Raw genomic sequence first — 26,903 nt, 5'->3', positions numbered from 1 at the left:
CCGCGGAAGGGTTACCAGGGACTATGTTCGGCAGCTATGGACGTGGTTGGTTGCCGGGTGGGCGCACCGGTAGATTGGTGCGATGGTTTACGACGAGTAGACCGGCCCTGGCGGTCGGACACCCGCGGCGCATGGTCTCGACTGTGTAACGAGGGCGACCCGGCCGACAGATAGTGCCAATGGACATTTTGCCTGATTGATTCGAGTACTGAACCCGAGACGCGGGCGCCACGCTGCAAATAGGTTGGCGCCCGCGTTCCGGTGTCGTCGGGGAGCGCCTACCGGGTGTTCCGGAAGCGAGGTTTGGGTTGGACCGGCTGGATTTCGGCGGAAACGGCGAAACTGGTGACGGACGTGGAGGCTCTGCGGAGTTCTTCCCGCTCTCGCCCGCACAGCTGGGTATCTGGTACGCGCAGCACGTCGACCCACAGGTGCCGATCAATATCGCCCAGTACGTCGACCTGCGTGGACGCCTCGATGTCGCCGTGCTCGAGCGCGCGAGCGCCGACGCGGCCACCGACCTCGAGTCGGGCTGGTTGCGCATCGTCGAGATCGACGGTGAGCCGAGGCAGACCGTCGACCCGACCCTCGACGACACCCTGATCTATGTCGACCTGCGCGGCGAGGCCGATCCCGAGGCCGCCGCCGAGGCGTGGATGCGCGCGGAGTACAGCCGCCCGCTCGACATCGTCGCCGATCGACTCGTCCAGGCCGCCGCGCTGCAACTCGCCGAGGACCGCTGGTACTGGTACGCCCGCGTCCACCACATCGTCCTCGACGGTTTCGGCGCCAACAACTTCGTCAACCGCACTGCCGAGTACTACACCGCCGCGGTCACCGGCACCGAGGTCTCGCCGAACAAGGCCACCGACCTGCGGGCCCTCTACGACTCGGAAATGGCCTACCGCGACAGCACCCGGTTCCAGTCGGACCGGGAGCACTGGGCCCAGCGCGTCGCCGGGCTGGAGGAGGGCAGCAGCCTCACCGGCCGCTCGGCCCCGCCCTCGCCGGTCAACGACGTCACCAGCGCGGCCCTGAGTTCGGATCAGGACGCGCTGCTCACCGCCGCGATCGCCCGCCACGACAGCACCGCCGCGCCGCTGCTGATCGCCGGTTTCGCCGCGTATCTGGCCCAGATCACCGGCACTGAAGACGTCATCCTCAGCCTGCCGGTCACCGCCCGCACCACCGCGGCGATGCGTCGCTCGGGCGGCGCGACCTCCAATATCGTGCCGCTGCGACTACAGGTCGGCCACGACACGACCGTCGCGCAGCTGCTGCGCGCGGTGACCACCGAGGTCTCCGGCGCCCTGCGCCACCAGCGCTACCGCCACGAGGACATCCGCCGTGACTCGGCGGGCGACGGCATGGTCTCCACGGAGTTCTTCGGCCCGTGGGTCAACATCATGCTGTTCGACAACCACCTGCGCTTCGGTGACATGGAGGGCACGCTCAACGTGCTGTCCACCGGCAGCATCGAGGATCTGGGCGTCAACTTCTACCAGTCCCTGGGCGGCACCCGGTCTCACATCGACTTCGAGACCAACCCCAACCTGTACTCGAAGAACGAGGCGCGAACCCACCACGGGCGCTTCCTCGAGTTCTTCGAACGGTTCCTGGCCGCCGAGGCCGAGCTGCCGGTGTGGCAGCTGCCCGTCACCGGCACGGCCGAGCTGGAACGCTCGCTGACCGAGTGGAACGACGCCGCGCACGAGGTCCCCGCGACCACCCTGCCCGCGCTGCTCGACGCCCAGATCCCGCTGACCCCCGACAGCATCGCGCTCGACTTCGAGGGCGAGACCCTCACCTACGCCGAGTTCGGCGCGAAGGTGAATCGCCTGGCCCGGTACCTGGTCGCCGACGGTGTCGGTCCCGAGTCCCTGGTGGCGCTGGGCATGCGCCGCTCGCTCGACCTCGTCATCGGCATGCACGCCGTGCTGCGGGCCGGTGGCGCGTACGTGCCGATCGACCCGGATCACCCGGCCGATCGCACCGCCTACATCCTCGAGTCCGCGGCACCGGTCTGCGTGCTGACCACCACCGCCGACGATCTCGATCTGCCCGATTCGGTCGCGCGCGTGGAGCTGGATCGACTCGACACGAGTGGTTTCGACGCCACAGCTCTGTCCGATGCCGATCGGCTGGCCCCGCTGCGCCCGGACAACACCGCCTACGTCATCTACACCTCCGGCTCGACCGGTCGACCCAAGGGCGTGGCGGTCACCCATCACGCGATCGTCAACCAAGAGCTGTGGATGCTCGACGAGTACCGGTTGACCGCCGATGACGTCTACCTGCAGAAGACCGCCACCACCTTCGACGTGTCGCTGTGGGGTTACTTCCTGCCGCTGATGGTCGGTGCCAAGCTCGTCATCGCCAGCCCGGACGGGCACCGCGACCCGCTGTACGTGGCGGACATGATCGAACGCCACGGCGTCACGGTCACCGACTTCGTGCCGTCGATGCTCACCGTGTTCGTCTCCCACGCCACGCGGGCCCAATGTGCCACGCTGCGTGCGGTTTTCGTCATCGGCGAAGCGCTGCCGCCCGAGACCGCCGCGGGTCTGCGCGCGATCTCCGACGCCGGTCTGCACAACCTCTACGGCCCCACCGAGGCCGCCGTGTCGGTCACCTACTGGGAGGCCACCGAGGCCGACACCACCCAGGTGCCGATCGGTATCCCCGAGTGGAATGTCGAAGTCTACGTACTGGATTCGCGCCTGCGTCCGGCCGCGATCGGCGCCCCGGGTGAGCTGTATCTGGCGGGCCGTCAGCTGGCGCGCTGCTACCGCGGCCGCCCCGACCTGACCTCGGATCGCTTCGTCGCCAACCCCGTCGGGGCCCCCGGCGAACGCATGTACCGCACCGGCGACCTGGTGCGCTGGAACGCCGACGGCGTGCTGGAGTACATCGGCCGCACCGACTTCCAGGTGAAGTTCCGTGGCCAGCGCATCGAGCTCGGCGAGATCGAGACCGACCTGCTCGCGCACCCGAGCGTGAGCCAGGCCGCGGTGCTGGTGGTCGATACCGCGACCGGCCAGCAGCTCGTCGCCTACATCGTGCCCGCGCCGGGCCAGTCCGCCGACCCGGTGACGCTGACCCGTTTCGTGTCCGAGAAGCTGCCCGCCTACATGGTGCCCGCTTCGATCATGGTGCTCGAGGCGTTCCCGCTCAACACCTCCGGCAAGCTCGACCGCAAGGCCCTGCCCGAGCCCGTCTTCACGGCCGCCGCAGGCGATTTCCGTGCCCCGCGCACCCCGGCCGAGCAGATCGTGGCGGGCATCTTCGCCGACGTGCTCAGCCAGGACCGGGTCGGCGCCGACGACAACTTCTTCGAACTGGGCGGCAACTCGCTGGTCGCCACCCAGGTGGTGGCCCGCATCGGCGCCGCCTTCGGCATCCAGCTCGGCGTGCGCGCGCTGTTCGAGACCCCGACCGTGGCCGGACTGGCCGCGCGGGCCGAATCCGCCACGCCCGCCGATGTTTCCGCCGCGCGTCCGCCACTGGTCGCGCTGCCGCACACCGATCAGGTGCCGCTCTCGCTCGCGCAGCAGCGCATGTGGTTCATCAATCAGTTCGACCCCGCCGCGCCCACCTACAACCTGCCGTTCGTGGTGAAGATGAAGGGCAGCGTCGATGTCGACGCCCTGATCACCGCGCTCGACGATGTGGTGGCGCGCCAGGAATCGCTGCGCACGATCTTCCCCGACGCCGACGGCGGCTACCAGCAGGTGCTGGGCCCCGACGAGTTCGATCTGGGCATCACGGTCACCCCGATCGACGCGTCGCTGCTCCAAGACGAGCTGGTCGCCTTCGCCTCCACCGGGTTCGACGTCACCCTCGAACTGCCGATCCGCGTGCGGATCTTCCAGGTCACCGGCGGAACCGCTGAGTCCAACGGCGCCGCTCCCGAGGGCTCTGCGTGGTCACGCTCCGCTACCGCCTCCGAGCCCGCCGGTCACGGCGCCGGCACACCGGAATACGCCGTCGCCTTCGTCGTGCACCACATCGCGGCCGACGGTTTCTCCTTCGGTCCGCTGGCCCGCGATGTCGCCTCGGCCTACCTGGCGCGCGCGGCGGGGGAGCTGCCGGCGTGGCAGCCGCTGCCGATCCAGTACCGCGACTACACCCTGTGGCAGCACGAACTGCTCGGCTCCGAAGCCGATCCTGAGTCGATCGCCGCCCGCCAGATCACCCACTGGCGCCACGCGCTGGACGGCCTGCCCGATCAGCTCGACCTGCCCGCGGATCGAATTCGCCCGCAGCAGCAGAGTTTCCGTGGCGCCCAGCTCGGTTTCGGTATCGAACCCGAGCTGCACGCGCAGCTCAACGCCCTGGCCCGCGCCGAGGGCGTCACGCTGTTCATGGTGCTGCACGCCGCGCTGGCGGTGCTGCTGTCGCGACTGTCGAACACCCGCGACATCGCGGTCGGCACCCCGATCGCGGGCCGTGGTGAGCAGGCCCTCGACGACGTGATCGGCATGTTCGTCAACACCCTGGTCCTGCGCTCGGATGTCGACCCCGGCCTGTCGTTCGCCGAGTTCCTGGCCCGCACCCGCGAGACCGACCTGGCCTCGTTCGCCAATGCCGATGTGCCCTTCGAGCGGCTCGTCGACGTGCTCAACCCGACGCGCTCGCAGGCGCGGCATCCGCTGTTCCAGGTGATGCTGTCGTTCCAGGAGATGTCGCACGGTGAGCTGGAGCTGCCCGGCCTCACGGTCAGCGCCGACGAACTCGCGGTCGACATCGCCAAGTTCGACCTGCAGTGGACCATCACCGAACAGCACAGCGGCACCGGTGTGCCGCAGGGCCTGGCCGTGGTCGCCCAGTTCGCGACCGACCTGTTCGACGCCGAGACGGTCCAGTCCTTCGCCGACCGGCTCGTCTCGATCCTGCGCGCCATCACCGGCGACCCGTCGCTGCCCGTGGGTGATATCGACCTGCTGGAAGAGGGCGAGCGCCTCGACGTGGAGCAGCGGTGGGTGAGCTCGGCGCCCGACGGCGGCACCGGGCGCTTCGCCGACCGCGAGGTCACCCTGGTCGACCTGTTCGAGTCGGCGGTGGCGGCGCACCCGCACAATATCGCCGCCCGCTACGGCACCGAGTCGCTCACCTACGCCGAGCTGGACCAGCGCGCGAATGCCTTGGCGCGCAAGCTCATCGCCGACGGCGCCGGCCCGGAGTCGCTGGTCGCGGTGATCCTGCCGCGCTCGCTGGACCTGGTCATCGCGCTGCTCGCGGTGGTCAAGACCGGTGCGGGCTATGTGCCCGTGGATCCGACCTACCCGGCCGAGCGTATCGCCTACGTGCTCGAGGACTCCCGGCCCACCAGTGTCGTGATCGACGCCGACACCGAGGTCGAACTGGCCGAGGGTCTGCCCGTGCTGGTGCTCGGCGAGCTCGACGAGGTCGACGCCGCCCCGATCACCGACGCCGACCGGCTGGCTCCGCTCTCACCGGACAATGTCGCCTACGTCATCTACACCTCCGGCTCCACCGGTCGGCCCAAGGGCGTGGCCGTCGCGCACCGAAACGTGGTGCGCCTCTTCGCGAATACCGATCGCGATTTCGGCTTCGGACCCGACGACGTGTGGACCCTGTTCCACTCCTACGCCTTCGACTTCTCGGTGTGGGAGCTGTGGGGTCCGCTGCTGTTCGGCGGCACCGTCGTGGTGGTCGACTACTTCACCTCGCGCTCGCCCGAACAGTTCCTCGACCTGCTGCGCACCGAGCGCGTCACCGTGCTCAACCAGACGCCGTCGGCGTTCTACCAGCTCGCCGAGGCCGACCGCAACGCCGGACCGATGGTCGAGCCGCTGGCCCTGCGCTACGTCGTGTTCGGTGGCGAGGCGCTCGAGCTGCGCCGCCTCAACGACTGGGTCGAGCGCCACGGCGACGGCCACGGACCCGACGCCACCGGTCCGATGCTGGTCAACATGTACGGCATCACCGAGACCACCGTGCACGTGTCCTACCGCGCGCTGGACGCGAAAACCATTGCGGCGGCCTCGGGTTCGATCGTCGGTCGCGCCATCGCCGGTTTGAGCGTGTACGTGCTCGACGCGCGACTGCGGCCGGTCCCGATCGGCGTGGCCGGTGAGATGTACGTGGCGGGCCCGCAGCTCGCGCGCGGCTACCTCGGCCGCCCCGACCTGACCGCCACCCGCTTCGTCGCGAGCCCGGTCGGCGACGGTGCCCGCCTGTACCGTTCCGGTGACCTCGCGCGCTGGAACCGCTTCGGCGAACTCGAATACCTCGGCCGCGCCGACGACCAGGTCAAGGTGCGTGGTTTCCGCATCGAACTCGGCGAGATCGAAGCCGCCGTGCTCGCGGTACCCGGCATCGCCCAGGCCGCGGTCATCGTGCGCGAGGACCAGCCCGGCGGCCAGCGCATCGTCGCCTACGTCGTCGCCGAACAGGGCGCGCTCGACCTCGACGAGGTCCGCCGCCTCGCCGGTGACCAGCTCCCGGCCTACATGGTGCCCTCGGCGTTCGTGCAGCTCGACGCCATCCCGCTGACCGTCAACGGCAAGCTGGACCGTCGCGCGCTGCCCGCGCCGGTGTTCGAGGTGCGCGAATTCCGTGCTCCGACAACGCCGATCGAGCAGATCGTCGCGCAGATCTTCGCCGACGTGCTCGGCCTGCCGCGCATCGGCGTCGACGACGACTTCTTCGAACTGGGCGGCAACTCGCTCATCGCGACCCAGGTGGTCTCGCGCGTCGGTATCGCCCTGGACACCCGGGTGCCGATCAGGATGCTGTTCGAGGCGTCCACGGTCGCGGCGCTGGCCGCGCGGGTGGAGTCGCAGGCGGGCGACGGCGCCCACAAGGCGCTGGTCGCGCGCGAACGGCCCGATCGGGTGCCGCTGTCGCTGGCGCAGCAGCGCATGTGGTTCCTCAACCGCTTCGACACCGCCTCGGCGGTCAACAACATCCCCGTCGCGATCCGCCTGTCCGGCGATCTCGACGTGGCCGCGCTGCAGGTCGCGGTGATCGACGTGATCGATCGCCACGAGTCGCTGCGCACCGTGTTCCCCGATTCCGGCAGCGGCCCCGTGCAGGTGGTGCTCGATGCCGCGCAGATCGTGCCCGACCTCACCCCGTACCGGGTCACCGAGGAAAACCTCATCGATCACCTGATCGACCTGGCGTCGATGGCCTTCGACGTGACCAGCGAAGTGCCGCTGCACGCGCGGCTTTTCGAGGTCTCCGAGTCGGAGTACGTGCTCGGCATGGTGGTGCACCACATCTCCGCCGACGGCTGGTCGATGGCGCCGCTGTCGCGCGATGTGATCATGGCGTATGCCGCGCGCACCTCGTGGGAGGCGCCGACCTGGGCCGAATTGCCGGTCCAGTACGCCGATTACGCGCTCTGGCAGCGCGAGGTCCTCGGCTCCGAGGACGACCCGCAGTCGCTGATCTCCTCCGAGATCGACTACTGGGCCAAGGAACTCGCGGATCTGCCCGACGAGCTGGTGCTCCCGGCCGATCACCCGCGCCCGCCCGCCGCCTCCTACCGCGGCGGCACCTACAGCTTCGTGATCGCGGGCGAGACCCAGCGCGCCCTGGTCGAATTGGGCCGCCGCTACAACGCCTCGCTGTTCATGGTCATGCACAGCGCGCTGGCCGTGCTGCTGGCCCGCCTATCCGGCACCACCGACATCGCGATCGGCACCCCGGTGGCCGGCCGTGGCGACCAGGCCCTCGACGACCTGGTCGGCATGTTCGTCAACACCCTGGTGCTGCGCTCGCAGGTCGAGGGCGCCACCCCGTTCGCGACCCTGCTCGACCAGGCCCGCGAGACCGACCTGCAGGCCTTCGCCCACGCCGACGTGCCCTTCGAACGCCTCGTGGAGGTGCTCAACCCGGCCCGTTCGCAGGCGCGGCACCCGCTGTTCCAGGTGATGCTGTCGTTCCAGAACACCAAGCAGGCCTCGCTGCAACTGCCCGGCCTGTCGGTCAGCGGCATCGACTACGACGCCCAGCTGGCCAAGTTCGACCTGCAGCTCACGCTCACCGAGGTGCAGGACACCGACGGGGAAGCCGGCGGCATGTCCGCCGAGTTCTCCTACGCGCTGGACCTTTTCGACGAGTCGACCGTCGCCGCGTTCGCGCGCAGGCTCGACAACATCTTCGCCGCGATCGTCGCCGATCCCGAGGTGATGGTCGGCGATATCGATCTGCTCGCGCCCGAGGAGCACGCGCAGGTCCTCGTCGACTGGAACGACACCGCCACCGCCGTCCCGCACGCCACCCTGGTGTCGCTGTTCGACGCGCAGGTCGAGGCGACCCCGGACGCGGTCGCATTGGTCTTCGAGAACGAGGAACTGTCCTACCGCGAGCTGCAGGAGCGGGCCAACCGCATCGCGCGCCGCCTGATCGCCGACGGTGTGGGCCCCGGTTCGCATGTGGCACTGGCTATTCGCCGTTCGACCGAGCTGGTCGTGGCCATGTACGCGGTGCTCCAGGCCGGTGCGGCCTACGTGCCGCTGGACCCGGACCAGCCCGCCGACCGCATCGGCCACATCCTCGACACCGCCCAGCCGCGCCTGGTGCTCACCAGCCGTCGCGACGCGTTCGAGGCCGAGGGCGTCACCGTGGCCACGGTCGAAAGCCTGTTCTCGCCTGCCGATTTCAGTGGCGCGCCGATCACCGACGCCGAACGTGTGCGTCCGCTGCGCGCCACCAATACCGCCTACGTGATCTTCACCTCCGGCTCGACCGGTCGCCCCAAGGGTGTCGCGGTCGATCACGCGGCGATCGTGAACCGGCTGCTGTGGATGCAGCACGAGTACCCGATCGACGCCGCCGACGCCGTGCTGCAGAAGACCCCGGCCACCTTCGACGTGTCGGTGTGGGAGTTCTTCTGGCCCTTGCAGACCGGCGCCCGCCTGGTCGTGGCCAAGCCCGACGGCCACCGCGACCCGATGTACCTGGCCCAGATCATCGCCGAGCAGGCCATCACGACCGCGCACTTCGTGCCGTCGATGCTGTCGGTGTTCGTCTCGACGCTGGGCAGCAACGGCAACGGTGGCGCGGTGCGCCTGCGGCAGGTGTTCGCCTCCGGTGAGGCGCTGCCCGCCCCGACCGCGCAGCGCCTGCGCGAGCTGACCGGCGCGCGCCTGCACAACCTGTACGGCCCCACCGAGGCCGCGGTCGACGTGACCTATCACGAGGTCGTCGACACCGACACCGAGTCGGTGCCGATCGGCCGTCCGGTGTGGAACACCAAGGTGTTCGTGCTGGATTCGCGCCTGCATCCGGTGGCCCCCGGTGTCGCGGGAGAGCTCTATCTCGCGGGCGATCAGCTCGCGGTGGGCTACCTCAACCGGGCCGATCTCACCGCCGACCGCTTCGTCGCCAACCCGTACGGCGCGGCCGGTTCGCGCATGTACCGCACCGGCGACCTCGTCACCTGGACCTCGGTCCCGTGTGACGCCTCGACCGGCCGCACCTCCTACGGCGAACTGAACTACCTGGGCCGCACCGACTTCCAGGTGAAGTTGCGCGGTCTGCGCATCGAACTCGGCGAGATCGAGGCGACGCTGCTGGCCCAGCCGGGTGTGGCGCAGTCGGTCGTGGTGGTGCGCTCCGACGCGCACTCCGGTGACCAGCTCGTCGGTTACCTTGTGCCCGAAGCGGATTCGACCGTCGACGTGGCGGCGGTGAAGGCGGGCATCACCGCCGAGCTGCCCGCCTACATGGTGCCCTCGGCCCTGGTGGTCCTGGATGCCTTCCCGCTCAACGCCTCCGGCAAGCTCGACCGTAAGGCGCTGCCCGCGCCGGTGTTCGAGGCCAAGGTGTTCCGGGCGCCCTCGACCCCGATCGAAGAGATCGTGGCCGAGATCTTCGCCGATCTGCTCGGCGCCGAACGCGTCGGCGTGGACGACGACTTCTTCGCCCTCGGCGGCAACTCGCTGGTCGCCACCCAGGTCGCGGCCCGGCTGAGCGCGGCGCTCGACGCCGAGGTCGGCGTGCGCACCCTGTTCGAGGCGCCGACCGTCGGTGCGCTGGCCGCGCGCGTGGAATCGCACGCCGGCACCGGTCAGCGCGCCGAACTCACGGCCCGTCCGCGCCCGGAGTTCCCGCCGCTGTCGCTCGCGCAGCAGCGCATGTGGTTCCTCAACCGCTTCGACGTCACCGACACCGGCACCTACAACATCCCGGTCGCGGTCCGCCTGCAGGGCCTGCTCGACCTGCCCGCCCTGCGCGGCGCGGTCGCCGATGTCATCGCGCGGCACGAGACCCTGCGCACGATCTACCCCGTGTTCGTCGCGCCCGAGTCCACGCGCGGCACCGCGCAGGACGGCACGGCCTACCAGAAGGTCCTCTCGGCCGCGGGCTCGATGCCCGAGGTAGAGCTGATCGAGGCCGACGAGACCGATATGGCCAGCTCGCTCTACGAGTTCGCCAGCCGCGGTTTCGACGTCACCGCCAATTCCCCTGTGCGCCTTCGGGTCTACGAGTTGGGCGAGCGCGAGCACGTGCTGGTGATGGTGGTCCACCACATCGCCTCCGACGGATTCTCGCTGCGCCCGCTGGTGCGCGACCTGATGACCGCCTACGTGGCCCGCACCGCCGGGGCCGAGCCGGGCTGGCCGCCGCTGGCGGTGCAGTACGTCGACTACGCGCTGTGGCAGCGCGAGATCCTCGGCGACGAGACCGACCCCACCTCGCTGATCTCCGAGCAGCTCGACCACTGGCGCGGCGCGCTGGCCGACCTGCCGGACGAGCTGCGTCTTGGCGCCAAGTCGCGGCCCGCGCAGGCCAGCTACCAGGCCGGTACGCACCGCTTCGAGGTGCCGGGCGAGCTGGTCGCGGCCCTGAACCAGGTGGCCCACGAGCACAGCACCACCCTGTTCATGGTGGTGCACAGCGCGTTCGCCGTGCTGCTCGCGCGCCTGTCGGGCACCGATGACATCGCCATCGGCACCCCGGTCGCCGGTCGCGGTCAGCAGGCCCTCGACGACCTGGTCGGCATGTTCGTCAACACCCTGGTGCTGCGCGCCGCGGTGGACCCCGCGACCAGCTTCACCGACCTGCTCGCGCAGGTCCGCGAGGACGACCTGGCCGCCTTCGCGCACGCCGACGTGCCGTTCGAGCGCCTGGTCGAGGTGCTCAACCCGGCCCGCTCGCAGTCGCGCCACCCGCTGTTCCAGGTGATGCTCTCGTTCCAGAACCTGGGCCGCACCACCCTGGAACTGCCCGGCCTGACCGTGTCGGAACTCGGCATCGACCAGCACGTCGCCAAGTTCGACCTGCAGCTCGCGCTCAGCGAGGTCCCGGCCGACGACGACAACCGCATGGACGCCGAACTCGTCTACGCGACAGACCTTTTCGACGCCGACTACGCCGCGATGTTCGGCGCGCGGCTGCTGCGCGTGCTCACCGCGGTCGTGGTCGACCCGTCGATCGCCGTCGGTGACATCGAACTGCTCGACTCCGCCGAACGCTCGCTGGTCCTCGACCGCTGGAACGACACCGAATTCGCCGTCGACGCCGCGCTCAGCACCCCCAGCGACGACGATCCGGCCACCCTCTACGCCCTGTTCGAGGCCCAGGTCGCGCGGACTCCCGACGCGATCGCGCTCACGTTCGAGGGGACGAGTCTGTCCTACGCCGAGTTCGCGGGCCGGGTGCGTCAGTTGGCGCGCTGGCTCAAGGACGCCGGTGTGGGCCCGGAATCGTATGTGGCCCTTGGTATGCGGCGCTCCATCGACCTGCTGGTCGGCATGTACGCCGTGTCCGCCGCCGGTGGCGCCTACGTGCCGCTCGACCCCGATCACCCGACCGAGCGCATCGAGCACATCCTGCAGACCGCGCTGCCGGTGTGCGTGCTCACCTCCGGGGAGAGCCTGCCCGGTGCGGGCGGGTCCGAGGTGCGCATCGACGAGCTCGACCTGTCGGGCCAGTCCGCCGAACCGCTCACCGACGCCGACCGGCACCGGCCGCTGCGCTCGGACAACACCGCCTACGTCATCTTCACCTCCGGCTCGACCGGTCGCCCCAAGGGCGTCGCGGTCAGCCACGCCGCGATCGTCAACCGCCTGGTGTGGATGCACGCCGCCTACGGGCTGGCCGCCGACGACGTGGTGCTGCAGAAGACCCCCGCCACCTTCGACGTGTCGGTGTGGGAGTTCTTCTGGCCCTTGCAGGTTGGCGCGCGCCTGGTCGTGGCCAAGCCGGACGGTCATCGCGACCCGGCCTACCTGGCCCGCCTGATCGCCGCCGAGCAGGTCACCACGGTGCACTTCGTGCCGTCGATGATGGCCGTGTTCGTCACCGAACCGCTGGCCGCCGAGTGCGTTTCGCTGCGCAATGTGTTCGCCTCCGGTGAGGGTCTGCCCGCACCGACCGCGCAGCGCCTGCGCGAATTGACCGGCGCCGCACTGCACAACCTCTACGGCCCCACCGAAGCCGCCGTCGACGTGACCTATCACGAGGTCACCGACGCCGACACCGAGACGGTGCCGATCGGCGCGCCGGTGTTCAATACCCGCCTGTACGTGCTGGATTCGCGGCTGCGGCCCGTTCCGGTGGGTGTCGCGGGTGAGCTCTATCTCGCGGGCGTGCAGCTGGCCCACGGGTACGTGGGTCGCCCCGACCTGACGATGGATCGCTTCGTCGCCGACCCGTTCACCCCGGGTGAGCGCATGTACCGCACCGGCGACCTCGTCACCTGGACCGAGCACGGCGAGCTGGAATACCTGGGCCGCACCGACTTCCAGGTCAAGCTGCGCGGTCTGCGCATCGAACTCGGTGAGATCGAGTCCGCGCTCACCGCGCTGCCCGCGATCGCCCAGTCGGTGGTCGTGGTCCGCGCCGACGAGCACACCGGCGATCAGCTGGTCGCCTACGTCATCGCGCAGACCGGTGCCACCGTCGACACCGACGCGGTCAAGGACGCGCTCGGCGCCGAGCTGCCCGCCTACATGGTGCCCGCCGCGTACGTGGTGCTCAACGCGTTCCCGCTCAACGCCTCCGGCAAGCTCGACCGCAAGGCGCTGCCCTCGCCGGTGTTCGCCGCGCGCACCTTCCAGGCGCCGGTCACCCCGGTGCAGCAGATCGTGGCCGCCACCTTCGCCGAGGTCCTCGGCGTCGGCCAGGTCGGTCTCGACGACGACTTCTTCGCCCTCGGCGGCAACTCGCTCGTCGCCACCCGCGTCGCGGCGCGCCTGTCGGAGGCCCTCGACACCCAGGTGCCGTTGCGCGCGCTGTTCGAGGCGTCCACGGTGGCCGCGCTGGCGGCCCGCGTGGAGACCCACACCGGTCGCGGCGGCCGCGTTCCGCTCGCCCCGCGCCCGCGTCCCGAGCTGGTGCCGCTGTCGCAGGCCCAGCAGCGGATGTGGTTCCTCAACCGCTTCGACAACCGCACCTCGGTCAACAACATCCCCGTCGCGATCCGCCTCACCGGTGACCTCGACGTCGCCGCGCTGGAAGCGGCCATCGCCGATGTGGTGGCCCGCCACGAGTCGCTGCGCACCTACTACCCGGCCGCCGATGTCACCTCCGGCGCCGTCGAGGAAGGCGCCGGCTACCAGCAGGTCCTGCCCGCCGACGAGGTCCGGTTCGCGCTGCCCGCGCAGCCCGTGGCCGCCGCCGACGTGGTCGCGCGGGTCGTGGAACTGGCGAGCGTGCACTTCGACGTGACCCGCGAGGTCCCGTTCCGCGCGAGCCTGCTGCGCGTGGACGAGCGGACCCACGTGGCCGTGCTCGTCCTGCACCACATCAGCGGCGACGGCTTCTCGCTGCGTCCGCTGCTGCGCGATGTCGTGATCGCCTACACCGAGCGCACCCGCGGCGAGATCCCCGCCTGGGCCCCGCTCGAGGTCCAGTACGCCGACTACACCCTGTGGCAGCGCGAGGTCCTCGGCGCGGAGTCCGACCCCGACTCCGTGGCCGCCAACCAGCTCGCCTACTGGACCGAGCAGTTGCGCGATCTGCCCGACCAGCTCGAACTGCCCGCGGACCGCCCGCGCCCCGAGATCGCCACCAATGCCGGTGACCTGCACCGCTTCTCGGTCGACGCGCAGCTGCACCACGCGCTCACCGAGATCGCCCGCGCGCGCGGGGTCACCCTGTTCATGGTGATGCACGCGGCCCTGGCCACCTGGGCCGCGCGCCTGTCCAACAGCACCGACATCGCCATCGGCACCCCCATCGCGGGCCGTGGTGAGCGTTCGCTCGACGACCTGGTCGGCATGTTCGTCAACACCCTGGTGCTGCGCAGCGAGGTCGACTCGAGCGCGAGCTTCGGCGAGCTGCTCGACCAGATCCGCAAGGTCGACCTGTCGGCCTTCGCCAACGCCGACGTGCCCTTCGAGCGCCTGGTCGACGTGCTCAGCCCCACCCGGTCGCAGGCGCACCACCCGCTGTTCCAGGTGGCGCTGACCTTCGAGGCGGCCACCGCCGCCGACACCGGCACCATCGCGCTGCCCGGCCTCGACCTCGACGTGGTCGACTTCGACCCCGGCACCGCGAAGTTCGACGTGCAGCTCACCGTGGGCGAGGCCGCCGACGGTTCGCTGGCCCTGTCGTGGAACTACGCCACCGATCTGTTCGACGCCGAGACCGTCACCGCCTTCGGTGAGCGTCTGGTCCGCATCCTGCGCACCGTCGCGGAGAACCCGGACGTGATCGTCGGCGACATCGACCTGCTCGGCGAGGCCGAACAGCGCGATGTGGCCCAGCGCTGGGTGTCCTCGGGCACCGACGCCATCGGTCTGCCCGTGATCCACGACGCCAGCACCCCCGCCGGCTACCGGCGCGGCCTGTTCGGCAACAAGCACACGACCCTGGTCGACCTGTTCGACGCCGCGGCCGCCGCCTACCCCGACCGCATCGCCGCCAAGTTCGGGGTCGAGTCGCTGACCTACGCCGAACTCGACCGGCGCGCGAATGTGTTGGCGCGCAGGCTGATCGACGATGGCGCTGGCCCCGAGTCGCTGGTCGCGGTGATCCTGCCGCGCTCGCTCGACCTGGTGGTCGCGCTGCTCGCGGTGGTCAAGACCGGCGCGGGTTACGTGCCCGTCGATCCGACCTACCCGGCCGAGCGCATCGCCTACGTGCTCGAGGACTCGCGCCCGACCAGCGTGGTGCTGGATTCGACGGTGCAGGTGAGGGTTCCGTCGCACCTGCCCTCGGTGGTGCTCGACGGGTTCGCCGTGGAGACCGGCAATATCGAGGACGCCGACGACGCCCCGATCACCGACGCCGACCGGCTGGCCCCGCTCTCGCCGGACAATGTCGCCTACGTCATCTACACCTCCGGCTCGACCGGCCGCCCCAAGGGTGTCGCGGTCGCGCACCGAAATGTGGTGCGCCTCTTCGCCAATACCGATCGCGACTTCGGTTTCGGTCCGCGCGACGTGTGGACGCTGTTCCACTCCTACGCGTTCGACTTCTCGGTGTGGGAGCTGTGGGGTCCGCTGCTGTTCGGCGGGTCGCTGATCGTCGTCGACTACTACACCTCGCGCTCGCCCGAACAGTTCCTGGAACTGCTGCGGGTCGAGCAGGTCACGGTGCTCAACCAGACGCCGTCGGCGTTCTACCAGCTGGCCGAGGCCGACCGCAACGCCGGACCCGACCTCGAACCGCTCGCGCTGCGCTACGTGGTGTTCGGCGGCGAGGCGCTGGAACTGCGCCGCCTCTCGGACTGGGTCGCCCGGCACGGCGACAGCTCGCCGACGCTGGTCAACATGTACGGCATCACCGAGACCACGGTGCACGTGTCGTTCCGCGCGCTGGACGCGAAAACCATTGCCGCCGCAGCCGGTTCGGTCGTGGGCCGGGCCATCGCGGGTCTGAGCGTGTACGTGCTGGACAACCGGCTGCGGCCGGTGCCGGTGGGTGTCGCGGGCGAAATGTATGTCGCCGGACCGCAATTGGCGCGCGGCTACCTCGGTCGCCCCGACCTGACCGCCACCCGCTTCGTCGCCAACCCCCTCGCGGGCCCGAGCCAGGGCGGTTCGCGGCTGTACCGCTCCGGCGACCTCGCGCGCTGGAACCGCTTCGGCGAGCTCGAATACCTCGGGCGCGCCGACGACCAGGTGAAGGTGCGCGGTTTCCGCATCGAACTCGGAGAGATCGAAGCGGCCGTGCTGGCCCAGCCGGGCATCGCCCAGGCCGCGGTCATCGTGCGCGAGGATCAGCCGGGTGACCAGCGGATCGTCGCCTACGTGGTCGCCGACGGCGAGGTCGAACCGAATCTCGATGTAGTGCGCAGCGGTGCGGCCGAACAGCTGCCCGCCTACATGGTGCCCGCCGCGCTCGTGCGCCTCGAGTGGATCCCGCTCACGGTCAACGGCAAGCTGGACCGTCGCGCGCTGCCCGCCCCCGCCGTGCAGGCGCGGGCCTTCCGTGCCCCGGTCACGCCCGTGCAGGAGGCCGTGGCCGCGGTCTTCGCCGATGTGCTCGGCCTGGACCGGGTCGGCGTCGACGACGACTTCTTCGACCTCGGCGGCAACTCGCTCATCGCCACCCGCGTGGTCGCCCGGATCGGCGCGGCGCTCGGCGCCACGGTGCCGGTGCGCGCGCTGTTCGAGGCGTCCACCGTGGAAGCCCTCGCGGCCCGGGTGGAATCGCACACCGGCGGCATCGCCCGCGCGGCCCTGGTGGCCCGCGAGCGGGTCGAGGGCGAACTGGTTCCGCTGTCGTTCGCGCAGCAGCGCATGTGGTTCCTCAACAAGTACGACACCACCTCCGCCGCCTACAACCTGCCCGTCGCGATCCGCCTCACCGGCGAACTCGACACCGAGGCACTGGCTTTGGCGCTGGCCGACCTGGTCCGCAGGCACGAGTCGCTGCGCACCCGCTACCCCGAGCACGGCGGCACGCCCGTGCAGCAAGTGGTTGCGGCCGAGCACATCTCGCTGGATCTGCGCCCGGTCACCGTGTCGCGAGACGAGCTGTTCGCGACCGTCACCGAGTTCGTGTCCACTGGATTCGATGTGGCCGAACAGGTTCCGCTGCGCGCCCGACTGTTCCGGGTGGCTCAGCCCGACAGCGGTCCGGCGAACGAGTCCGGGCCGACCGGTCGCGCCGCAGCCGCCGAGCACGTGCTCGTGGTCGTGGTCCACCACATCGCCGCGGACGGTTTCTCCATCGCGCCGCTGACCCGCGACGTGATGCGCGCCTACACCACCCGCGCCCAGGGCAGCGCCCCCAACTGGGCGCCGCTGCCGGTGCAGTACGCCGATTTCGCCATCTGGCAGCGCGCCGTCCTCGGCACCGAGGACGACACCGACTCGCTGATGGCGCGCCAGGTCGGCTACTGGCAGACCCAGCTCGCCGGCATCCCCGACGAGCTCACCCTGCCCTTCGACCGCCCCCGCCCGGCCATCGCCTCGCACCACGGCGCCACCGTGCACCGCGAGCTCTCGCCCGAGCTCATCGGCACACTCGACGAACTCGCCCGCCGCCAGGGCGCGTCGCTGTTCATGGTCATGCACACCGCGCTGGCGGTCCTGCTGGCCCGCCTGTCGGGCTCCGACGACATCGCCATCGGCACCCCCATCGCGGGCCGTGGTGAGCAGGCGCTCGACGACCTGGTCGGCATGTTCGTCAACACCCTGGTCCTGCGCACCGGTGTACGCCCGGCCGAGTCGTTCACCGACCTGCTCGAGCAGGCCCGCAAGGCCGACCTCGACGCCTATGGCAACGCCGACGTGCCCTTCGAGCGCCTGGTCGAACTGCTGGCGCCCGAGCGTTCGCAGTCGCGCAACCCGCTGTTCCAGGTGATGCTGGCCTTCCAGAACCTCGACCGCACCACCCTCGAACTGCCCGGCCTCGCCGTCTCCGCGCTCGACCTCGACGAGAGCATCGCCCGCTTCGACCTGCAGTTCACCCTCTCCGAGCTGGGCGAACCCGGCCACGGCGGGATGGCGCTGGCCCTGAACTACGCCACCGAACTGTTCGACGAGGACACCGTCGCCGCCATCGCCACCCGCTGGCAGCGCGTGCTCGAGGCGATCGCCGCCGACGGGGCCATCACGATCGGCGCCATCGACGTGCTCGACGCCGCCGAGCGCACCGATCTGGTCTTCCGGGTCGGCGAACCGCCGGTGCCCGCGCGCACCCTGCGCCACCTGCTCACCGAGGCCGTCGCCCAGAACCCGAACGGTCCCGCCGTCGTGTTCCAGGGGACAGCTCTGTCCTACGCCGAGCTGGATGAGCGCTCGAACCGCTTGGCGCGCTTGCTGATCGAGCGTGGCATCGGTGCCGAGGACCTCGTCGCGATCGGCGTTCCGCGCTCGGCCGACTCGGTGCTCGCCGCGTGGGCCGTCGCCAAGACCGGCGCCGCCTTCGTCCCGGTCGACCCGACCTACCCCGCCGACCGCATCGCCCACATGGTCACCGACTCCGGCTCGCCACTGGGCCTCACGGTCTCCTCGGTGCTGGACGGCCTGCCCGACATCGCGCCGCGTACTGCGGGTGACGCCTCGATCGAAACTGCTGTCGGGGAACAGAAATCCGACGTTCCTCGTAGCAGTGCGACCGCCGATGCCTCGGCAACCGGTTGGCTCGTGCTCGACGAGCTGGACCTGACCGGCTTCGACGGTGGCCCGATCGCCGACGACGAGCTCGTCCGCGCGACCACCCCCGAGCAGCCCGCCTACGTCATCTACACCTCCGGCTCGACCGGCGTCCCCAAGGGCGTCGTCGTCACCCACGCCGGTCTCGCCAACTTCGGCGAGGAGCAGGCGCAGCGCTACGGGCTCGACTCCGACACGCGCGCACTGCATTTCGCCTCGCCCTCGTTCGACGCCTCGATCCTCGAACTGCTGCTGGCGCTGGCCCGTGGCGGCGCGCTGGTCGTGGTCCCGCCGGGTGTGTACGGCGGCGAGGAGCTGTCCGAGCTGATCCGCACCGAGCGGGTCACCCACGCCTTCATCACCCCGGCCGCCCTGGCCACCTTCGACCCCAGCGGGCTCGACTCGCTGCGCGTGCTCGTCGCCGGTGGTGAGGCGGTGCCCGCCGATCTGGTGAGCAAGTGGGCGGTTCCGTTGGCGGACGGCACAACTCGCGCCTTCCACAACGGTTACGGCCCCACCGAGACCACGATCATGACCAACATCAGCGCGCCGCTGGTGCCGGGCGAGCTGGTCACCATCGGTGGCCCCACCCGTGGCATGCGGTCGCTGATCCTCGACGCCCAGCTCCAGCCCGTTCCGGTGGGTGTCGCGGGTGAGCTCTACCTGTCGGGCATCCAGCTGGCCCGTGGCTACCACGCCCGCGCCGGACTCACCGCCGACCGCTTCGTCGCCGACCCGTTCGTGCCGGGCGAGCGCATGTACCGCACCGGTGACGTGGTCCGGTGGACCGCCGAGCGCACCGTCGAGTACGTCGGCCGCTCCGACTTCCAGGTCAAGATCCGCGGCTTCCGTATCGAACTGGGCGAGATCGACTCCGCCCTGGCCTCGCACGAGACCGTCGACTTCGCCACCACCCTCGGCCACAAGAGCACCGCGGGCGCGGTCTCGCTGGTCGCGTATGTGGTTGCCGCGCCGGGTCATTCGATCGACATCGCCGCGCTGACCGCGCACGTCGAAGATCGCCTGCCCGCGTACATGGTGCCCTCGTCGATCATGGTGATCGACCGGGTGCCGCTGACCCCCGTCGGCAAGCTCGACCGCAAGGCCCTGCCCGAACCGGTGTTCGCCACCGAGGTCACCTTCCGGGCCGCGCGCAACCCGATCGAGCAGACCATCGCCGAGGTCTTCGCCGAGGTCCTCGGCGTGGAGCGCGTCGGTGTGGACGATTCGTTCTTCGCCCTCGGCGGCGACTCGATCGTCTCCATCCAGCTCGTCTCCCGCGCCAAGGCGCGCGGCGTGCTGTTCTCCCCGCGCAACGTCTTCGAACAGCGCACCGTCGCCGGTCTGGCCTCGGTCGCCGAAACCGCCGACGTCGCAGCGGCTTCCGCGATCACCCTGGCCGAGCTGCCCGGTGGCGGCGTCGGCGACATGCCGCTGACCCCCGTCGTGCGCTTCATGGCCGAGCGTCCCGGCTCCTACAGCCGGTTCAACCAGACCATGGCGCTGGAACTCCCGGTCGGCATCGACCGCGCCGGCATCGCCGCCACCGTCGGCGCGGTCATCGACCGCCACGACATGCTGCGCTCGCGCCTGCATCAGGTCGACGGCCGCTGGGTCGTCACCACCGCCCCCACCGGCACGATCGACGCCACCGAACTGATCGACCACACCAGCTTCGACCCGAACTCCACCGAAGCCGAACTGGTCGACATCGCCTCCGCCGCACTGGATGCGAGCCTGAACCGCCTCGACCCCGCCAACGGTGTGGTCGTGCGCTTCGTCTGGCTCGAGCCGGATACGAACGCCGCCGACAGAGCCGCGCGCTCGGGTGCTGCTGCGGACGCCGCGCAGGCGGGTGCCGCTGAAGTGGGCGCCGCGCAGGTTGGCGTTGGCACCGATTCCAGCGAGACCGCGGCCGGTGGCCGAGAGGGTTCTGTCACCGTCGTGTCCAGCGCCCCGCGCGCGGGCAGGCTGATCGTGGTCGCTCACCACCTCGTGGTCGACGGCGTTTCCTGGCGCATCCTGGTGCCCGACTTCGTCGCCGCCTGGGGTCAGCTCTCCGCAGGTCAGCAGCCCGAACTCGTGGCCCCCGCGACCTCCATGCGGGCGTGGGCGCACGCACTGGCCGATGAGGCCAAGAGCCCCGAGCGCGCCGCCGAACTCGACTTCTGGCGTGAGGTTGTCGCGACCCCGGATCCGCTGCTCACCGAGCGGCCCATGGACCCGGCCGTCGACGTCTCCGGTGTGGTCGAGAAGCTGTCGGTCGAGGTGTCCGCCGAGGTCACCAAGGCCCTGCTCACCACCGTTCCCGCCCTGTTCCACGGCGGCGTGAACGACGGCCTGCTCACCGCGCTCGCGCTGGCCGCCGCCAAGTGGCGTTCGACCCGCACCGGCACGGGCGCGGACAACGACGCCCTGCTCGTGCGCCTGGAAGGCCACGGCCGTGAGGAAGAGGTCGCGCCCGGCGCCGATCTGTCCCGCACCGTCGGCTGGTTCACCGCGATCTTCCCGGTGCGCCTGGACCTGGCCGGGATCGACCTCGACGCCGCCCTCGCCGGTGGTCCCGCACTGGGTCAGGCCGTCAAGGCGGTCAAGGAACAGCTGCTGTCCGTGCCCGACAAGGGCATCGGCTACGGCCTGCTGCGGTACATGAACGCCGAGACCGCCGCCGAACTGCCCACGCAGCTGCCCGGCCAGATCAGCTTCAACTACCTCGGTCGGGTCGCCGACAGCGATGTGCCCGATGCCCTGCGCGGCTTCGGCTGGATCCCCGCACCCGAGCTGGCCGCGCTCGGCGGCGCCTACGACACCGACATGCCCGCTATGGCGCCCCTCGATGTCAACGCGATCGTCGTCGGCGACAAGCTCAGCGCCAATATCGGCTACCCGAGCACCCTGCTCGCCGCAGCCGAGGTCCGCGAATTCGCCGACCTGTGGATCACCGCGCTGGAAGCCGTTGCCCGGCACGCCAACTCGGCCGACGCGGGCGGGCACACCCCGTCCGACTTCGCCCTCGTGCGCTCCACCCAGACCGATATCGACCTCTGGGAGAAGCGCTACCCGGCGCTGACCCAGGTGTGGCCGCTGGCCGCGCTGCAAGCCGGTCTGTTCTTCCACGCCCGCCTGGCCGCCACCTCGGTCGACGTCTACACCGCCCAGGCCGTCCTCACCCTCACCGGTCGCGTCGACGCCACCCGTCTGCGCGCCGCCGCCCAGGCCCTGCTCGACCGCCACGAAACCCTGCGCACCGCGTTCGTCACCGACCACGACGGCAATGCCGTGCAGGTCGTCCTCGACACCACCCGCGTGGCCTGGGCCGAACACGACCGCACCGAAACGGGCGCGTACGCCGACCTCGTCGAGGCCGACCGCACCGCCCGCTTCGACCTGGCCGACCCGCCGCTGATCCGCTTCACGCTGATCCAGGTCGCCGAGCACGAGTGGCGCTTCGCGGTGTCCAACCACCACATCCTGCTCGATGGCTGGTCGACGCCGCTGGTCATGCGCGACCTGCTCGCCCTCTACGCCCTGCACGGCGACGCCAGCGCGCTGCCCGCCGTCCGCTCCTACCGCCACTTCCTGGATTGGGTTGCCCGCCAGGATCACTCGGTGTCGGTCGCGGCCTGGTCCGACGCCCTGCGCGGCGTCACCGAACCGACCCTGCTGGCCCGCCCCGACGCGAGCCGCGAGATCGCCGCCCTGTCCGACGAATACCTCTTCGAACTCGACGAGCCGACCACCGCGCGCCTGGTCGCGCTGGCCGCCGACCTCGGCGTCACCCCGAACACCGTGCTCCAGGTGGCCTGGTCGATCGTGCTCGGCCGGATGACCGGCCGCGACGACGTGCTCTTCGGCACCACCGTCTCCGGTCGTCCCGCGCAGCTTTCGGGCGTGGAATCCATGGTCGGTCTGTTCATCAACACCGTCCCGGTCCGTGTGCGTTTCGACGCCGCCGAATCGGTGCGCGAGGTCCTCACCCGCACCCAGGGCGAGCAGGCCGACCTGCTCGACCACCACTACATCGGCCTCGCCGAGATCCAGTCCGCGGCGGGCATCGGCGGCCTGTTCGACTCGCTGGTCGTCTTCGAGTCCTACCCGGTCGACGCCGAGGGCATCAAGGCCCAGGCCGCCGACATCGACGGCATGGCCGTCACCGGGCTGGAAGCCGCCGACGCCACCCACTACCCGCTGTCGCTGATCGCCCAGCTCGACACCCAGCTGCGCATCCGCGCCGGATACCTCAGCGACCTGTTCGACGCGGCCACCGTGCGCCGCATCGCCGAACGCCTCATCCGGGTACTCACCGCCATCACTGCGGAACCGACGGTCGCCGTGGGCGATATCGAACTGCTCGACGCCGCCGAACGTGAACTGGTTGTGCGCGAGTGGAACTCGACCGCACATGAACTCGACCAGCGGGCCACCCTCGTCTCGCTGTTCGAGGCACAGGTCGCGCGCACCCCGCAGGCGATCGCCCTGTCCTTCGAGGGCGAGAGCCTCACCTACGCCGAGTTCGCCCGCCGGGTCTACCGCCTGTCGCGCTGGCTGATCGACCGCGGTGTCGGCCCGGAAACCTATGTGGCCCTGGGCATTCGCCGCTCGATCGACCTGGTGGTCGGCATGTACGCGGTGAGCGTGGCCGGTGGCGCGTACGTGCCGCTCGACCCGGATCACCCGGCCGAGCGCACGGAATACATTCTGGCGACGGCGGATCCGGTGTGCGTGCTCACCTCGGGCACCGATCTCGAGATCGACACCGCCCAGGTCCGCATCGACCTGCTCGACCTGGACGGCTACACCGACACCCGCGTCACCGACGCCGAGCGCACCATGCCGCTGCGGCCGGAGAACACCGCGTATGTGATCTTCACGTCGGGTTCGACGGGTCGTCCGAAGGGTGTGGCGGTCAGCCACGGGGCGATCGTCAACCGTCTGGTCTGGATGCAGGAGGCCTACGGCCTCACCGACGCCGATGTGGTGTTGCAGAAGACGCCCGCCACGTTCGACGTGTCGGTGTGGGAGTTCTTCTGGCCCTTGCAGATCGGCGCTCGCCTGGTCGTCGCCAAGCCCGACGGGCACCGCGATCCCGCCTACCTGGCCGAGATCATTCGCGCCGAGGGCGTCACCGTCACCCACTTCGTGCCGTCCATGCTCGCGGTGTTCGTCGCCGACGCGGCGGCCGCGCGCTGCGAGTCGCTGCGGATGGTCTTCGCCTCCGGTGAGGCCCTGCCGCCCAAGCCCGCGCACCGCCTGCGCGAGCTCACCGGCGCCGCGCTGCACAACCTCTACGGCCCCACCGAAGCCGCGGTCGACGTGACCTTCCACGAGGTCACCGACGCCGACACCGACACCGTGCCGATCGGCGCGCCGGTGTTCAACACCGCTGTCTACGTGCTGGATTCGCGTCTGCGCCCCGTCCCGGTGGGTGTCGCGGGTGAGCTCTACCTCGCGGGCACCCAGCTCGCGCGCGGCTACGTCGCCCGCCCCGACCTCACATCCGACCGCTTTGTAGCCGACCCGTTCGGGACCGACGGCGAACGCATGTACCGCACCGGTGACCTCGTCGCCTGGACCGAGTCCGGCGAGCTGGAATACCTGGGCCGCACCGACTTCCAGGTCAAGCTGCGTGGTTTGCGCATCGAACTCGGCGAGATCGAGTCCGCGCTGACCGGCCTCGACGAGGTCGCCCAGTCGGTGGTCGTCGTGCGCGGCGACCAGCACACCGGCGACCAGCTGGTGGCCTACGTGATCCCGGCGACCGGGCGCACCGTCGACATCGAGGACGCCCGCGAGGAACTGGGCAACAACCTGCCCGCCTACATGGTGCCCGCGGTGATCATCGTCCTGGACGAGTTCCCGCTCAACGCCTCCGGCAAGCTCGACCGCAAGGCGCTGCCCGCGCCGGTGTTCGAGGCCGCGGTGTTCCGCGCCCCGACCACCCCGGTCGAGGAGATCGTCGCCGCCACCTTCGCGGGCGTGCTCGGCCTGGACCGGGTCGGCCTCGACGACGACTTCTTCGCCCTCGGCGGCAACTCGCTCACCGCCACCCAGGTCGCGGCCCGCCTCTCGGCCGCCCTCGACACCGATATCGGTGTGCGCGAACTGTTCGAAGCCTCCACCGTCGCCGCGCTGGCCGCCCGCGCCGAGACGCACTCCGGTGCCGATCGCCGCGCGCCGCTGGTGCCCCAGCAGCGCCCCGAGCGGGTGCCGCTGTCGCTGGCCCAGCAGCGCATGTGGTTCCTCAACCGCTTCGACCCCGAGTCCGCGGTGGACAACATCCCCGCCGCCGTCCGCCTCTCGGGCCTGCTCGACCGGCAGGCGCTCCAGGTGGCCGTGGCCGACGTGCTCGCCCGCCACGAATCGCTGCGCAGCTACTACCCGGTCTACACCGGCGACGCCGAGACCCAGGGCCACAGCGCGGTGTTCAACGGCGCCGGATACCAGGTGATCGTCCCGACCGGCAAGGTCATCCCCGACCTCGCGCCGATCGAGACCACCGCCGCCGAACTGCCGCAACGCCTTTCGGAGCTGGTCCGCACCGCGTTCGACGTCACCACCGAGGTGCCGTTCCGGGCCGCGCTGTTCGAGATCAGCCCCACCGAACACGTGCTCGCCCTGGTCGTGCACCACATCTCGGCCGACGGCTTCTCCATGGGCCCGCTGACCCGCGACGTGATGACCGCCTACAGCGCCCGCGTGGAAGGCGCCGAACCGGCCTGGCGTCCGCTCGAGGTCCAGTACGCCGACTTCGCCCTGTGGCAGCGCGCGGTCCTCGGCGACGAGGACGACACCACCTCGGTGATCGCCCAGCAGATCGCATACTGGGACACCACCCTGCGCGGCCTGCCCGAGCAGCTCGACCTGCCCGCCGACCGGCCGCGCCCCGCGGTCGCCAGCGGCCGCGGCGCCACCCACACCTTCGAGATCGACACCGCCACCCACGCGGCCCTGACCGAACTGGCCCGCACCCGCGGCGCCACCCTGTTCATGGTCGCCCACGCGGCCCTGGCCCTGCTGCTCTCGCGCCTGTCCGGCGAACGCGACATCGCCATCGGCACCCCCATCGCGGGCCGTGGCGAACGCGCCCTCGACGACCTGATCGGCATGTTCGTCAACACCCTCGTCCTGCGCACCGAGGTCGACGGCGACGCGAGCTTCACCGACCTGCTCGGCGAGGTCCGCGCCGGCGACATCGCCGCCTTCGGCCACGCCGACCTGCCCTTCGAGCGCCTGGTCGAGATCATCAACCCCGCCCGCTCGCAGGCCCGCCACCCGCTGTTCCAGGTCATGCTGGCCTTCCAGAACACCGCCCAGACCAGCCTGGAACTGCCCGGCCTGACCGTGAGCGGCGTGGACCTGGCGATCGACGTGGCCAAGTTCGACCTCCAGGTCGTGCTCACCGAGAAGCCGGGCGACGCGTCCGGCATGGTCGCCGAATTGATCTACGCGACAGACCTTTTCGACGCCGACACCATGGACCGCTTCGGCGCCCGGTTCGCCCGCCTGCTCGCCGAGATCGCGGCGGCGCCCAACCGCGCCGTCGGCGACATCACGCTGCTCGACTCCGCCGAAACCGCCCTGGCGGTGCGCGGGTGGAACGACACCGCCCGCGAGCTGCCCGGCGCGGGCACGCTGGTGGACGAGTTCGCCCGCCAGGCCGCCGCCACCCCGGACGCGGTCGCCATGGTCGACCCGGCTACCGGCGAAACCCTCACCTACGCCGAATTCGCCACGCGCGTGCACCGTTTGGCGCACCGCCTGATCGAAGCCGGCGTCGGCCCGGAAGCCCTCGTCGCGCTCGGCCTGCGCCGCAGCATCGACCTGGTCGTCGCGGCCTACGCGGTGCAGGAAGCGGGCGGTGGCTATGTGCCGCTGGACCTGGACCAGCCCGCCGACCGCATCGCCTACGTGCTGGAAACGGCCGATCCGGTGGTCGTGCTCACCACCACCCGCGACGGTTTCGGGATCGAGTCCGGTTCGTCCGCGCACGCGCTCGCTGGAACCGACGGCGCCGCGACTGCGGACAGCGCCTCCTCCACCGGCGATATCGCGAGTGCCGCAACGACACTGGTGATCGACGCGCTCGACCTCACCGACTACCCGGCGACCCCGGTCACCGACGCTGACCGGATCGCCCCGCTGCGCCCGCAGCACCCGGCCTACGTCATCTTCACCTCCGGCTCGACCGGTCGCCCCAAGGGTGTGGCCGTGCCGCACTCGGCCGTGGTCAACCAGATCCGCTGGATCACCGGCGAATACGGCATCGGCGCCGACGACGTGGTGCTGTTCAAGACCCCCGCCACCTTCGACGTGTCGGTGTGGGAGCTGTTCGGCCCGCTGAGCACCGGCGGCCGGATCGTCGTGGCGAGC

The 26,903-nt window shown here is 70.5% G+C and carries 1 protein-coding gene (only partly in view); it reads left to right on the top strand.

Annotated elements, in window-relative coordinates:
• Nucleotides 1-308: 308 nt before the first annotated feature.
• On the top strand, nucleotides 309-26,903 hold the 5' portion of the coding sequence (locus tag ACFP3H_RS24615; protein WP_378609486.1) for a non-ribosomal peptide synthase/polyketide synthase. The gene runs 18,057 nt beyond the window's last position; the window shows 26,595 of its 44,652 coding nt (coding positions 1-26,595); it begins with the start codon at nucleotides 309-311; its stop codon lies off the right edge, out of view.

Source organism: Nocardia lasii (assembly GCF_042658545.1).
Taxonomy (GTDB): domain Bacteria; phylum Actinomycetota; class Actinomycetes; order Mycobacteriales; family Mycobacteriaceae; genus Nocardia; species Nocardia lasii.
The sequence above is the reverse complement of the archived record's forward strand: the minus strand, read 5'-3'. Positions and strand labels throughout refer to the sequence as shown.